At 72.9% G+C, this 13726-nt stretch carries 11 protein-coding genes; 3 read left to right on the top strand and 8 right to left on the bottom strand.

Going from position 1 to position 13726, the window contains the following annotated elements; all coding sequences use genetic code 11:
- Positions 1 to 75: 75 nt before the first annotated feature.
- From ACIPLC_RS14740 to ACIPLC_RS14750, 3 genes are read right to left on the bottom strand one after another with little or no spacing between them, the layout of a single operon-like run.
- A complete protein-coding gene (locus tag ACIPLC_RS14740) occupies positions 76 to 981 on the bottom strand; it encodes an SDR family oxidoreductase (protein WP_400473338.1) in 906 nt (301 codons plus the stop codon).
- A complete protein-coding gene (locus ACIPLC_RS14745) occupies positions 978 to 1967 on the bottom strand; it encodes an alpha/beta fold hydrolase (protein WP_400473339.1) in 990 nt (329 codons plus the stop codon). The genes ACIPLC_RS14740 and ACIPLC_RS14745 overlap by 4 nt, the downstream gene beginning before the upstream one ends.
- The gene (locus tag ACIPLC_RS14750) at positions 1964 to 3526 is read right to left on the bottom strand and encodes a flavin-containing monooxygenase (protein WP_400473340.1); all 1563 of its coding nucleotides are present in this window, start codon (positions 3524 to 3526) and stop codon (positions 1964 to 1966) included. Before ACIPLC_RS14750 ends, ACIPLC_RS14745 begins: the two co-directional genes overlap by 4 nt.
- 304 nt (positions 3527 to 3830) lie before the next feature.
- Between ACIPLC_RS14750 and ACIPLC_RS14755 the strand changes: the two genes are divergently transcribed.
- The 3 genes from ACIPLC_RS14755 to ACIPLC_RS14765 all read left to right on the top strand — a co-directional run bounded on the left by ACIPLC_RS14755 (position 3831) and on the right by ACIPLC_RS14765 (position 7263).
- On the top strand, positions 3831 to 4619 hold the full coding sequence (locus ACIPLC_RS14755; protein WP_400473341.1) for a MerR family transcriptional regulator: 789 nt from the start codon (positions 3831 to 3833) through the stop codon (positions 4617 to 4619).
- Between the two features lie 59 nt (positions 4620 to 4678).
- Positions 4679 to 5647: an ABC transporter substrate-binding protein gene (locus ACIPLC_RS14760; RefSeq protein ID WP_400473342.1), complete on the top strand. Its 969-nt coding sequence runs from the start codon at positions 4679 to 4681 to the stop codon at positions 5645 to 5647.
- Positions 5648 to 5967: 320 nt separating this feature from the next.
- Complete coding sequence (locus tag ACIPLC_RS14765; protein ID WP_400473343.1) at positions 5968 to 7263, top strand: MFS transporter; 1296 nt, start codon at positions 5968 to 5970, stop codon at positions 7261 to 7263.
- 167 nt (positions 7264 to 7430) lie between these two features.
- Here the strand turns inward: ACIPLC_RS14765 and ACIPLC_RS14770 are convergent, their stop codons facing one another.
- The 5 genes from ACIPLC_RS14770 to ACIPLC_RS14790 all read right to left on the bottom strand — a co-directional run bounded on the left by ACIPLC_RS14770 (position 7431) and on the right by ACIPLC_RS14790 (position 13670).
- The gene (locus ACIPLC_RS14770) at positions 7431 to 9068 is read right to left on the bottom strand and encodes a M4 family metallopeptidase (RefSeq protein WP_400473344.1); all 1638 of its coding nucleotides are present in this window, start codon (positions 9066 to 9068) and stop codon (positions 7431 to 7433) included.
- A gap of 698 nt (positions 9069 to 9766) precedes the next feature.
- Positions 9767 to 10264 carry a hypothetical protein gene (locus ACIPLC_RS14775; RefSeq protein WP_400473345.1) on the bottom strand — a complete coding sequence of 166 codons (498 nt, stop codon included), beginning with the start codon at positions 10262 to 10264 and terminating at the stop codon, positions 9767 to 9769.
- A 44-nt stretch (positions 10265 to 10308) separates the two neighbouring features.
- Positions 10309 to 10611: a glutaredoxin domain-containing protein gene (locus ACIPLC_RS14780; protein WP_400473346.1), complete on the bottom strand. Its 303-nt coding sequence runs from the start codon at positions 10609 to 10611 to the stop codon at positions 10309 to 10311.
- Positions 10608 to 12662 carry a protein kinase gene (locus tag ACIPLC_RS14785; protein WP_400473347.1) on the bottom strand — a complete coding sequence of 685 codons (2055 nt, stop codon included), beginning with the start codon at positions 12660 to 12662 and terminating at the stop codon, positions 10608 to 10610. Before ACIPLC_RS14785 ends, ACIPLC_RS14780 begins: the two co-directional genes overlap by 4 nt.
- A gap of 129 nt (positions 12663 to 12791) precedes the next feature.
- The gene (locus tag ACIPLC_RS14790) at positions 12792 to 13670 is read right to left on the bottom strand and encodes an alpha/beta fold hydrolase (RefSeq protein WP_400473348.1); all 879 of its coding nucleotides are present in this window, start codon (positions 13668 to 13670) and stop codon (positions 12792 to 12794) included.
- Between the last annotated feature and the right edge of the window lie 56 nt (positions 13671 to 13726).

Here is a 13726-nt window from a genome sequence, read left to right on the forward strand (position 1 = left end):
GGACGAACGACAGGCAACAGATAACAGATGTTGAAATCTGTTATCTGTTATCTGTCTGCTGAAATCCGTCAGTCGTCAGCTGTCGGTGCCGCTCCGGCCGCCCCGCACCGCCGTGTCCGCAGCTCCGCCGGCACCGACGGCGCGCAGCCTGGAGGCGGCGGTGGCAGCGAGCTGGGGCGCGATCCGGGCGACGTCACGGGAACCGACCGCCGCGATCAGGCTCGGCAGCAGCCAGCGGACCGGCTGCATGCCGCGCAGCCAGGCCTGCGCGTAGACGTGGGCGGACCTCCGGGCGATGCCGGCGACGATCCGCTCCACCGCCGGCTCCAGCGGGTAGGTCTTGTTGGCCGGCCACGGCAGCCTGGTCCGCATCTGCTTGAGCACGGCATCCTCGTCGGCGCCGCGCACCATGTCGGTGTCGGTCCAACTCAGGTATCCCACACCGACTTTGACCCCCTGGTAGGCGACCTCGGCACGGAGCGAGTGGGCGAAGGCCTCCACCCCGGACTTGCTGGCGCAGTACGCGCTCATCAGCGGCGCGGGGGTGATCGCGGCGAGCGAGGCGATCTGCAGCAGGTAACCCCGACTCTCGGCGAGCGCGGGCAGGAAGGCCCTGGCCGTGGCGACGCTACCGAGCAGGTTGACCTCGATGACCCGGCTGAACGCCCGGTGGTCGCTGTCCGCCACCGGCCCGCCGATGGCGATGCCCGCGTTGGCGACCACGGTGTCGATCCGGCCGTAGTGCTCCTTGATCCGACGGGCGGCGTCGCCGAGCGCGTCGAGGTCGGTGACGTCCACCTCCCAACTGGTCGCGGCCGCGCCGCACTGCGCCGCGACGGCCTTGAGTTCGTCCGGTTCCAGCCCGAGGAGGGCTACCTTGGCCCCGCGCCGGGCGAGTGTGCGGGCGAGCGAAGCCCCGACCCCGCGGGCGGCCCCGGTGACGACGACGACCTGGGCGGACAACGGCGGGATGGCGTTCATGCGGCGACGGTCCTCTCGGAGACGGGGGCAGGCGCAGCGGAGGAGGAGACAGGGGCGGAGACGGACGCGGGCGCGGCGGGCAGGTAAGCAGCGGCCAGGCGGTGGATCTCGGTGGCGATCTCCACCGGCCGCTCCAGCGGCGCCATGTGCCCGACCCCGGGCAGCAGCAACAGCCCTTGCGGGTCGGAGAGTTCAGCGACGATCCGGTGTGCGTGCACGGGCGGGGTCAGCCGGTCCGCGGTGCCGACCACGACGGCGGTCGGTGCGGCGAGCCGGGCGAGCCCGGCGTGGACGTCCAGACGGTCGAGGACGCCCGCCCAGTTGGCGCGGACGCCGGTCGGGCAGGCGTGCACGATCCGGGCCGTCGCCTCGACCTGCCCGGCCGCCGAACCCGGGCCCATGGTCGCGTACTTGAGCGCAACGCGGCTGACCGAAGAAACCGGCCCGAGCGGCAGCCGGGAGCGCAGCAGCTGCCGGTTCAGGAAACGGCGCAGTCCCGGGGAGCGCACCGCCTCGGGCAGCACGGCGAGTTCGGCCACCAGCTCCCCCGGCCCGGTGGAGACCAGGACGACGGCGGCGGTGCGCTCGGCGATCTCGGAGCGGCCGCCGCCGGCCATGATGGTCATCCCGCCCATGCTGTGCCCGGCGAGCACGGCCTTCTCCCCCACCGGAACGGTCCGGGCGAGGACGGCGGAGAGGTCATCGGCCAGCGCCCGGGTGGAGTAGCGGGCCCGGCTCGGCGGGATCTCGCTGTGCCCGTGGCCGCGCTGGTCGTAGGCCACCACTCGGTAGCGCTCGGTGAGTTGGCGGATCACCGGGGCCCAGAAGGCGGTTGAGCAGGTCCATCCGTGGGCGAGCACGATGGTCGGCGCCCCGGGTTGGCCGTGGACCTCCACGTGCAGCCGGATCCCGTCCGCCGAGCGGACGCTCAACTCCTCGACGGGGGTGGGCGGGACGTACTCGGCGGGCAGCCGGGCGGCGCTCATGCGGACACCTCCTGGGCGGTACGGGCAGCGTCCTGCCCGGCCCGCATGATCAGTTCGTACTCGCCGAGGTCGATCTTGCGGGTGGCGCGGCGGAACGCGGTGGTGGAGCCGGGCCAGAGCACGGTGTTCTTACCGTTCGGGTCCAGGTACCAGCTGCGGCAGCCGCCGGTGGTCCAGACGGTGCGGTCCATCCGGTGCTGGAGTTCGAGGTTCCACTGCCGCTGGGCCCGGGCGGTGGGCTGCATCGCGGTGGCGCCGATCGAGCGGAGCGTGGTCAGCGCGTCGATCAGGTAGTTCAGTTGGGACTCGATCATCAGGATCATCGAGCTGTTGCCGAGACCGGTGTTGGGGCCGATCACGAAGAACAGGTTCGGGAAGCCGTGCACGGTCGACCCGCGCAGCGCCTCCATGCCGTCCTTCCACTCCTCCGCCAGGCTGGTGCCGTTGGCGCCGAACACCCGGGCTCCGACGGGCATGTCGGTGACGTGGAAGCCGGTGCCGAAGACGATGGCGTCCACCTCGCGCTCGCTGCCGTCGGCGGCGACCAGGGTGGAGCCGCGCAGTTCGCGCAGGCCGGAGGCGACGACCTCGGTGTTGGCCGCGGCGAGCGCCGGGTAGTAGGTGTTGCTGAGCAGGATGCGCTTGCAGCCGATCCGGTAGTCCGGGGTGAGCTTGGCGCGCAGGGCCGGGTCGGGAACACCCTGGGCGACGTGGCGTTCGGCGAGCTGCTGAACCACGCGTAGCAGGCCGGGGCGGCGCACGAAGGCGTCCACCTGGAGCTCACGGAGCGCGAACAGGGTGCCGCGGCGGATCTTTCCAGTGACCGGCACGCGGTCGTGCAGCCACTTCTCCAGTTGGGTGATCTCGCGGTCCCGGCGCGGCAGGACCCAGGCCGGGGTTCGCTGAAAGACCGTCAACTTGTCGACCTTCGGCTGGATCGACGGAATGATCTGGGCGGCGGAGGCGCCGGTGCCGACGATCGCGACCCGCTTGCCGGTCAGGTCGTAGTCGTGGTCCCAGCGGGAGGAGTGGAACACCTTGCCGGGGAAGGCGCCGAGCCCCGGCAGGTCGGGGATCTGCGGGTCGGCGAGCGGTCCGGCGGCGGAGACCACGGCGTCCGCGGTCCACTGGCCGGCCGAGGTGGTGATCCGCCAGCGGGTCTGCTCGACCTCCCAACGCGCCTCCAGCACTTCGGTGTTGAACCGCAGGTGCGGACGGAGGCCGAAGACGGTGGCGACCTTCTCCAGGTAGGCGCGGATGTCCGGCTGGCCGGAGAAGCTGCGCGGCCACTCGGGGTTGGGCGCGAAGGAGAAGGAGTAGAGGTGCGAGGGCACGTCGCAGGCGCAGCCGGGGTAGCTGTTGTCGCGCCAGGTGCCGCCGACCGAGTCCGCGCGTTCCAGGACGACGAAGTCGGTGATCCCGGCGCGGCGCAGTCGGACCGCGGCGCCGAGGCCGCCGAAGCCGGATCCGATCACAGCCACCCGCACGTGCGGGACGGCCTCGTCCGCCGCCGGGGCACCGGACGTGCCGGGGCGGGGGCGCTTGCTGCTGGATGCCATGCGGCCTCCTCCTGAGGGTGGGGCGGTGATCTTCACGCTGCCGTACGGTGGCGCCCGCTCGCGCCGGGCTTCCTGGCGCGCCGACGCCGAGCTCCTACCACGCTCGCGCTGCTCTCGTACTGCCCTGGTGCTGCCCTGCGTACTGCCCTGCGTACTGCTGAGAGGGCTCCCCCGGGGGTTGGCCCCGGAACCCTGCCAATCACGCCAGTAATCACTGGCATGATTGGCAGGGTAGTCCTCGCTGACACCGGATGGAAGAAGCGCGGCCACCCGGATTCCGGGAGCCCCCGGAGGTACCGGACCTATGCTGATCGCCGTGGACAAGGTCAGAGCTGCTGCCGGTGACGGAAAACGCGAGTACCGGGTGGAGGAACTGGCCGAGGCGGCCGGCATCACCAGCCGGACGCTGCGCTTCTACCGCGAACGCAAACTGCTCCAGCCGCCCCGCAAGGAGGGCCGGATCGCCTGGTACGGCGAAGAACACCTGGCCCGGCTGCGGATGATCGGCGAACTGCTGGAACGCGGCCACACCCTGGGCGGCATCGCCGAACTGATCGGCGCCGGCGAGAGCGGACGGGACGTCGCCGAGTTGATCGGGCTGGAGGCCGCGATCGTCGCCCCCTGGTCGGACGAGACCCCGGTGCGCCTGGACTGGGACGAACTCAAGGCCGTCTTCAACGACCAGCTCACCGAGGAGAACACCGCCGAGTCGATCGCCCAGGGCTACATCACGATCAACGACGACGGGATCACCCACATCAGCCGCCGCCTGATGGACGCCACCACCGCACTCGTCGCCGAGGGCGTACCGCTGTCCGTGGTGCTGGACGCCAGCCGGCGCACCCAGGAACACGTGGAGGCCATCGCCGAGATCTTCATCGACGTGGTCAGCGAGCACCTGCTCGGCGCACTCGCCGCCGACACCCCGCTGCCGCCCGGCGAAGCGGCCCGGCTCACCGAACGCATCCTGCGGGTACGGCCGCTGGCCCGTACGGTCGTCGACGCCCAGTTCGCCCTCGCGATGGACCGGCGGGTGCCCGCCGAGTACGACGAACTGCTGCGCCAGCGACGGGAGAACGACACCGAGGCGTAACCCCTCCAACGGGCGGGCAGGGATTCCCGCGCCCCGCCCGCCCGTTGGAGGAGCCGCCGATGCCCAGACCCCTCAGCCGCCGCGCCGCGCTCGGCCTCGCCGCCGGGCTCGCCCCGGGCCTCGCGCTCGCCGCCTGCGGCCCGAACTCCCCCGCACCGACCGCCGGTTCGACCAGCGGCACCGGCCCCCGGACCGTCCGACACGCGCGCGGCGAGAGCACCGTACCGGCCCGGGCCGCCCGGGTGGTGGCGCTGGACACCGACGCGCTGGACTCGGTGGTCACCCTCGGACTCACGCCGGTCGGCGCGACCACCGTCACCGAGGGCGCGCCCTTCCCCGGCTACCTGCCCGCCGAACGGCTGGCCGCGACGAAGGCCGTCGGCATCATCGGGCAGCCCAACCTGGAGGCCATCGCGGCGCTGCGGCCGGACCTCATCCTGAGCAACCAGGTGCGCGACGACAAGCGGTACGACGAGTTGGCCAAGATCGCGCCGACCGTGCTGTCCAAGACCACCGGGCCCACCTGGAAGGAGAACGTCCGGCTGCACGCCGAGGCGATGGGCCGGCAGACCGAGGCCGAGGCGGCCGACGCGGCGTACCGGACGAAGGCGCGGGACCTGGTCACCGCGATCGGCGGCCCGGCCAGGGCCGCCGCCACCCGGGTCGAGATGGCACGCTTCCTGGCGGGCGCGCCGACCAGGCTGTACCTCAACGACACCTTTGTCGGCTCGCTGTTCAAGGACCTCGGGCTCGGTCGGCCCACCAACCAGGACAAGCCCGGATTCTCGGTCGAGATCAGCCCCGAGCAGGTGGACCAGGCGGCGGCCGACGTCATCTTCTACGCCGTCTACGGGGACGCGGCCAAATCCGACCACGGCAAGATCACCGATGGCGCACTGTGGAAGAACCTGGACGCCGTCCGCACCGGCCGGGTGTTCCGCGTCGACGACAACCTGTGGATGCTCGGAATCGGCTACACCGGAGCCGGCCTGATCCTGGACCAGATCCGGAAGGACCTCGCGCCCTGAGCGCGCTCGGCGGCACGGCGGACCGATGACGGCAGACATCCGACAGACGACGGCGAACAGCTAACAGATAACAGCCGACAGATAACAGATGTTGAAATCTGTCATCTGTTATCTGTTCGCCGCAACCCCTCGCGCCCTCGCCCGTTGTCCACTCCTCCAACCCCGCCCCTCCCCCGCCCCCGACGCCGCTGGTCGATCGACCGATTACCCGCCCCCGGGGCACGCCCCTACCGTCGAGGCTCACCCGCAGGTCGCTGTCGCCTGGTCGGGCGGGTGACGGGAGGCGGGCGCCCGCACCGGCTCCGCGTGGGGGCGTCCCGATGTCCGTGGTCGTGAAATTCCGTACGGCGGCGCAACTGACCGGCGGCCGGGTGCTGCTGTGGTCGCTGCTCGGCCGACTGCCGAACGCGATGAGCCCGATCGGCACCCTGCTGCTGGTGAGCCGGAACGCCGACAGCGTGTGGCGCGGTTCCCTGGTCGCCGGTGCGCTGGCGGTCGGTCAGGCGGTCGGCGGGCCGTTGGTGGGCCGGCTGGCGGACCAGCGCGGGCAGCGGACGGTCGGGCTGGTCGCCGCACTGGTCAACGCGACGGCGCTGGTCGCGCTGGTGGCCGCCTCGCAACGCGGCTTGGCCCTCGGCTGGCAGCTCGCGCCTGCCGCCGTGATCGGCCTGTCCGTCCCGCTGGTCGGGCCACTGTCGCGCAGCCGGTGGGTCCGACTGACCGCCGGTGAAGGCGAGTTGACCACCGCCATGCTGTCGCTGGACGGGATCGTCGACGAGGTCGGCTTCACCGCCGGGCCCGCGCTGGTCGGAGTCCTCGCCACCGTCTCCTCCCCCGCCGTCGGCCTGCTCGTGGCGGCCGCGCTGTCCGGCGTCTGCGCGACCCTGTTCGCACTGCATCCGACAGCCTCCCCCGGCATCCCGAAGTCCCCGGCCCGCTCCTCCACCGGGCGGCTGCTCACCACGCCCTACGTCCTGCTGCTGGCCGGGATGGCACTGCTGGGCGCGTGCTTCGGCTCGGTGCAGATCGGGGTGACCGCCACCACGGAGGCGCTGGGCCGGCCGGGCGCCGCCGGGCTGCTGTACGGCTTCATCGGGTTCACCAGCTCCCTGGCCGGGATCGCCGCCGCGGGTCTGCCCGCCCGGTGGGAGTTGGCGTCCCGGCTGCGGGCGGGCACGGTCCTGCTGTTCGCCGCCTCCTGCGTCCTGCTCGTCTCCGCCGGGAGCCTGTGGAGCCTGACCGCCGCCGTGGGCCTCCTCGGGGTGGCGGTCGCACCGCAGATGATCACGATGTTCGGCCTGGTCGAGCGGACGGTGCCGGTCGTCCGGCTGGGCGAGGCGATGGCGGCGCTGGTCAGTGCGCTGATCCTGGCGCAGTCGGCCGGCACCTTCCTGGGCGGCTGGGCGACCACGCACTTCGCGCCCGCCGCGCCGTTCGCGATCACCGCCGCCGCGGCGGCGGCCGCCCTGCTGCTCGCCGCGTGCACCGCGACCGAGCAGCGCTACCGCCGCCGCACTCCGACCACCCCGGTACCGTCGCCGTCAACGGACGCGCATGCGCATGCGGTCGCGGACTCGACCGCGACCGAGCACCCGCAGGAGCCAGTGGGCCAGTGATCCCGGCGCGCCGGTCATCCGGTCCACCCCGCGGAGGAAGCCCGCGCCCTGCCGGACCGCTTCGCGCACATGACGGCGGGGGCGACGGTGGTCCGCGCACCGTCGCCCCCGCCGTGCGGCCCTGCCGGCCGGCACCCACGGTGCGGCAGGGCTCACTCAGGCGGGTGTCAGTTGACGTTCACCGCCGTCCAGGTGGCCGCGACCGCGTTGTACTCGGCGCTGCCGTTGCCGTACAGGTCCGCCGCCGCGCTGAGGGTGCCCGCCCGGGCGCCCGCGTAGTCGGTGGTGGAGGTGAAGTAGACGGTCAGCGCGCGGTACCAGATCTGCGCGGCCTTGTCCCGACCGATGCCCGCGAGCGAAGAGCCGTCAGCCGTCGGGCTGTTGTAGTTGAACCCGTTGATGCTCTTCGCGCCGCTGCCCTCGGACAGCAGGTAGAAGAAGTGGTTCGCCACGCCCGACGAGTAGTGCACGTCGAGGTTGCCCACGTCGGCGGACCAGGAGTCGGCGGACTGGCCGTCCTTGCTGGGCTGGTCCATGTAGCGCAGCGGAGTGCCGTTGCCGTTCAGGTTGATCAGCTCGCCGATCCAGTAGTTCGGCGGGTTGGAGGGCAGGTTGGCGTACCACTCGACCATCGTGCCCATGATGTCGGAGGTGGCCTCGTTGAGGCCTCCGGACTCACCCGAGTAGTTGAGGTTCGCCGTGGCGGCGGTGACGCCGTGGCTCATCTCGTGGCCGGCCACGTCAATCTCGGTGAGCGGGGCGGCGTCGCCGTTGCCGTCGCCGTAGGACATACAGAAGCAGCTGTCGTCCCAGAAGGCGTTGACGTAGTTGGAGCCGTAGTGGACGCGGCTCGCGGCGCCGACGCCGTCGTTGCGGATGCCGTTGCGGCCGAAGGTGTTCTTGTAGAAGTCCCAGGTGGTGGCCGCGCCGAACTGGGCGTCCACGGCGGCGGATTCGCGGTTGCTCGCGGTGCCGTCGCCGAAGTTGTTGGAGGTGTTGGCGAAGAGCGAGCCGTTGCCGGCGGTCCCGTTGTTCATGTCGCTGCTGGACTGGCCGCCGCGGCTGTCGTCCTTCAGCGAGTAGCTGGAACCGTTCTGCGCGGTGGTGAGCGGCACCTGGCCGACGAAGACGCCCTTGCCGGTGCCGGCGGCGGTCTGGATCTTCTCGTGGGTGGACAGCACCTGGCCGGTGGCGGCGTCGGTGACGAGCACCTGGTTGCTCGGGGTGCCGTCGGCGCGCACGCCCTCGACGGTGGTCCGGTAGGCCAGGCGCGGGTTGCCGTCGCTCGCCCAGACGACCAGCTCGGCCTTACCGGTCTGGTGCACGTCGGCCAGCGGGGACTCGTCGGCGTCGAGGGTGACCCCGACGGTGGCCTTGACCGCGCCGGTGGCCTGCGTGGCGGCCTTGTCGGCCGGGATCTGCGGGGTCAGGCTCGGCAGCACGAGCTTGGCGGAGACCGCCTTGTCGACCGACTTGACCGAGCCGTTGGCCTTCTGGTGGACGACCAGGTCGCCGCCGAGCACCGGCAGGCCTGCGTAGGTGCGCTCGAAGCGCAAGTGCCGGGTGCCGTCCTTGTCCACCACGGCGTCCTTGGCGACGAGCCGCTCCTTCTCGCCGAGGGCGAGGGCCTTGGCGAGCGGGCCGGACTGGCCGCCGGCCAGGGCCAGCACGGCCGCGTGCTGGTGGTCGGCCTGGGCCTGGAGGCCGGCGACGGGGCTGGCCTGGGCTGCGGTGCTCACCTGGATCACACCGGTCAGCAGGGCGGTGGCCGACAGTACGGCGACAGCTGCGAGCTTTCGCTTCACGTACGAGTCCTTCCGGGAAACCGCGTGTGGACGCGGTCGCGCCGCGTTCCGGGGGCCGGGGTCGGCACCTGTGGGGCGGAATGGGCGCTGACGTGCTGAAACCCCGGGCGGTCGAGCGGCGAGCCACCAAGGGGTGGGGGTGGGGGCTACCGCCGGGGCTGGCCAAAAGCATGACAATCCAGCAGGTGAATTGACAGGTCTACTTCAGCGATTGGCCAGGTCCCGCCAGCTCGCCAGGGCGCTCAAGCAGTGGGCAAAACGGGGCAATTCACCCCGCCTTGCCGGAGGTTCCCACCCGAACCACAGTCGACCGCCTGCACCGATACTCGATCGGCTATCGAACGCCGATTCGGCACGCGGGGCCGCGCGGGCCGAAATCGACTTTTACAACTCTGTAGAACTTCCCATACGGAGTCTTGACATCCGCTTGGCGAGGTCCCGCCACCTGCGGCCCTTGTCCACCGCCGGGGCGTCTGCTAGCACCACCGGACCGCGTGTTCGCCCGACTCCTCAGCGCAGTCGGCGAGTTGGGCGCCAAATCCGGGGACGCGCCGGAGCCGAGGAAGCCTCACGTCCCACAACTGCCACTCCCTCACCGGCATCTGCGATGGCGCCCGGTTCCGCTGCGCCCCGACCGCCCACCCCGACTCGCGGGCCACCTGCACGCACGGACGCTCAGGCCGGGCCGGCGCGCACGCTCAACCGCCACCGGCGCCAGGCCCGTCCGGTCGCGGAGGCTGAAACGGACGCGACGTCTGAAGCGGCAGCGGCGACGAAAGCGGCAGCGACGACGACGGAGACGGGGTCGGGATCGGGATCGGGATCGGGATCGGGAGGGCGAAGGGGTCCCGCTCCTCGGCGGTCAGCAGGAGGGCGACGTCCTGGAGCGGCTGCGGCTCGTCGAGCACGACCTGCAGGATCTCGCCCGCCGGGGACAACCCGTCGGGGCGGTCGAGCACCCGGCGGCCGGGGATCGGCCCGCAGCGACTGGATCCCGCGTCCGGCGCGTCGGGGGCGAGCCCGCCGAAGCGGTCCAGCAGGGCGAAGACGGCCGCGGTCACGTCCGGGACGTGCCGGGCCGCCTCCTCCTCGGTGGCCTGCGGGTCCAGTTCTCGGAACGCCGCCCGGGCCGCGACCAGGAACCGCTCGGGGTCGACCACCACCACGTCCCGGCGGATCCGGAGGCTGATCGTCATCCCCGCCAGCGGGAGCCGGGGTTCGTCCCCCTCGACCGGACCGGTCAGCGAGACCTCCCCGGAAGCACGTCCGGCGCGTACTCCCTTACTGCGGCGAGCAGTTGGCGGATCGACGGGTTCACCATCGGTCGCCCGGCCACGGTGGCGGTCGGCACGGTCTCGTTGCCGTCGGCGACCGAGCGGACGAAGGCGGCGGCGTCCGGGTCCTTCCAGATGTTCACCATGGTGAACCGCCGACTGTAGCGCAGGCGGGTGAAGAGCAGCGCTAGCCGCAGGTTCATGCAGAACGTGCACAGCGGACGCCAGTAGAGGACCACGCCGTCGTCGACGCCGCCGGTCGCCGTCACTGGAACCGCCATTCCTGGGCCGTGTTGCCGGGGGTGCAGGTCACCATGGTGACCGCGCTCCCCGGGCCGTTGTCGGTCATGCAGCGCTGGTTCTGGTAGTCGGCCAGCGTGTAGGAGCCCTGGGTGGACCCGCTGCGCACCGTCCAGTTGGTCAGGAAGCTGAAGCCTCCGCTCAGGGTGACCTTGCCGTCCATGGTCTGGACGAGCAGCGGCCCGCCGCTGTTGCAGGCGTTGAAGTTGATCCAGGAGCCGGGGTCGGTCGCCCGCACCCAGCCGTACTGGGACGCGCCGCCCACCACGATCGGGTTGTCGCCGCTCAGTTCGTCGCGGGCCATCCCGATCGGGCGGCCGTCCTTCACGTTGACGACGGTGGTCCAGGAGGAGCCGCCGCACGACGCGGGCCGGGAGGGGGTCTGCGGAGCCGGCGGATTGCCGCCGCCCGAGGGCGAACCACCGCCGGACGGTGAGCCGCCCCCGGCGGGGGAACCACCGGCCGCGTTCTGGGCCGGGGGCTGCGGGTTGGGATTGGCGGGCTGGTTGGCGGTGCCGCCGGCACCGCCGCCGGACGGGTTGGACCGACCGCCCGAGGCACCGCCCGCAGCGCCTCCGCCACCGGCCGCGCTGCCGCCGCCCGCCGCGCCCGCGCCGGTGCCCCGGCCCGCCGAGCCTCCGTTGCCGCCCGACGCGGGGGCCGGTACGGGCGCGCCCGGCTGGTTCGGACTGTTCGGCTGCTGGTCGGCGGCCGGGGCAGCCGCCGGGGTATCGGAGGGTGTCGGCGTGGCGGGCGGCGTCGTGGCCGGGGCCGACGGGGTGCCCGTGCCCGGGGTCACCGGGGCCGTCACGACGACGGTCGGCTGGGCAGCGGGCGGTACGGCCGCGTCCGACCGACCGGGAGAACGGTCCACCAGCAGGACGGTCGCGGTACCCATCGAGATGACCACGGGGACGATCACCGGCACCAGCAGCGCGCGCCGCGACCGGCGCTTGCCCGGCTCGGTCACCGGCTGCGGCCCCACCTTCGCGACCTCGTCCGGCATGGGGCGGTCGGCTGACGCGGGCTGGTCGGCCGCGCCCGCGGCCGGCACCAGGGCACCGGTCTTCGCCGAGCCGGCGCCCCCGGCCGCCGCTCTGAGGTCGACCGTCCCGGTGTCGGCCGGGGCACCGGCAGCGCCCGCCACGGCGGCCGAGCTCTTCACACCGATCGCCGCCCGGGCGGCGGCCGCCATCTCGGCGGCGTCGGCGAACCGGTCCTCGGGCTTCTTCTCCAGCGCCCTCGCGACCAGCTCGCGGACCGCCGCCGGGAACGAATCCGGCAGCTCCGGCGCCGGCTGGCGGACGTGCTTGAGCGCGACCTCCAACACGCTCTCGCCGACGAACGGCGGCTTCCCGGTGAGCAGTTCGAAGCAGACCACGCCGATCGAGTAGAGGTCGGAGGCCGGTCCGGTGCCCGTGCCCTCGGCCTGCTCGGGGGCCATGTAGAGGGCGGTGCCGACGATCGCGTGCGAGGCCGTGATCTTGGTGCTGGCGATCGCCCGGGCGATGCCGAAGTCGGTGATGATCACCCGGCCGTCCGTACGCACCATCAGGTTGGACGGCTTGAGGTCCCGGTGCACGATCTCCCGACGGTGAGCGGCGTGCAGGCCGTCCAGGGCGGCGGCGACCAGGTCGAGGGCGCGCTCGGGAGGCATCGGGCCCTCCTCGGCGAGCACCCGGTCCAGCGGCCGGCCGTCGACCAACTCCATGACGATGTAGGCGCAGCGGTCCCCGCCTGCGCCGTCCTCGTCGCCCTCCCGGCCCTCACCGCCGCCGCTCTCGCCGTAGTCGTGGACGTCCACGACGGCCGGGTGGTCGATCACGGCGACCAGTTGGGCCTCCCGGCGGAAACGCTGGATGAAGGTGTCGTCCTCGAACAGCGCCGAGTGCAGGATCTTGACGGCCACCGGCCGCGCCAGCACCGCGTCGTCGGCCCGCCAGACCGTACCCATCCCCCCGCCGCCGATCCGCTCGACCAGCGTGTACCGCCCGCCGAGCACGGCACCCGGACCCCTCATACTCCCGCCCCCATGTGTCATGACCCTCCCCAGCGGGCCGTTCGGCCCCCAGTGTGCCAGAGGGGATCGAATGGTCAGCAGGCACTGTCCGGCCAGGGGTTGAGGGCCGCTGCCCACCGCCCGCCGCCGTCAGGTGTCCCGACCCTGCCGGGTGTGCTCGACCACCTCCAGGACGGCGGCGGCGACGGCCTGCGGGTGGTCGGCGTAAACGTGGTGGCCGGCGCCGCGCACCACGATGTGCGACCCCCCGGCGGCCCCGGCGGCGACACGCGACTGGAGGGCGGTCCAGCGGGCGCGCATCGCCCCTGGCAGGCCGTCGGTCGCGCTCAGCACGGTCACCGGCACGTCGGGCAGCCGCGCGGCCGCGCGCCGCCGCCGCATCTCGGAGACCGCGAGGACCGTCAGGCGGTTCTCGTCGAGGACGGTCCGCCGTTGGTGACGGTGCGCCTCGACGGCCGCCTCGGCCCTCGCGGCAGTTCCCCCGGCACGGCGGGCGGCGGGCGCCAGGGCCGCCCGAAGCAGCCCCACCCGCAACAGGACGGCCTCGGCGGCGCGGACGGCCGGTGGCTGGAACTCCTCGTGCGCCGGATCCACCAGGACCAGGCCGGCCACCAGTTCCGGCCGCCCCCAGGCGAGGAGTTGGGCCAGTTGGCCGCCCCAGCTGTGCCCGACCAGGACGGCCGGTCCGGCGCCGAGGCGCTCCACCAGGGCGGCCAGGTCACCGGTCGGGGCCTCCAGCGAGGGGCCGGAGACGCGGTCGGGGTCGCTGGCGCCGAGCCCGGCCCGGTCGTACGCCACGACCCGGCTGTGCGCGGCCAGTTCGGGCAGCAGCGGCGCCCAGGTCAGCGACGAGGTGCCGCAGCCCGCGAGCAGGACCACCGGCGGACCGCCGTGCCCCGCCTCCACCCAGCGCAACGCCCGACCGCCACGGTCGAGTTCGCCCTGCCGCACCCCGCCGGGGACGCGCTCGGCCAGCGCCTGCGCGATGGCGTCCTGCACAGCCCGCATGCCCCGTATGCCCCGCACACCCTGTATGCCCCCGGCGCCCTGCGTGCCCCCTGCGC

The organism is Kitasatospora sp. NPDC086801 (genome assembly GCF_044745805.1).
In the GTDB taxonomy this organism is placed as follows: Bacteria; Actinomycetota; Actinomycetes; order Streptomycetales; family Streptomycetaceae; genus Kitasatospora.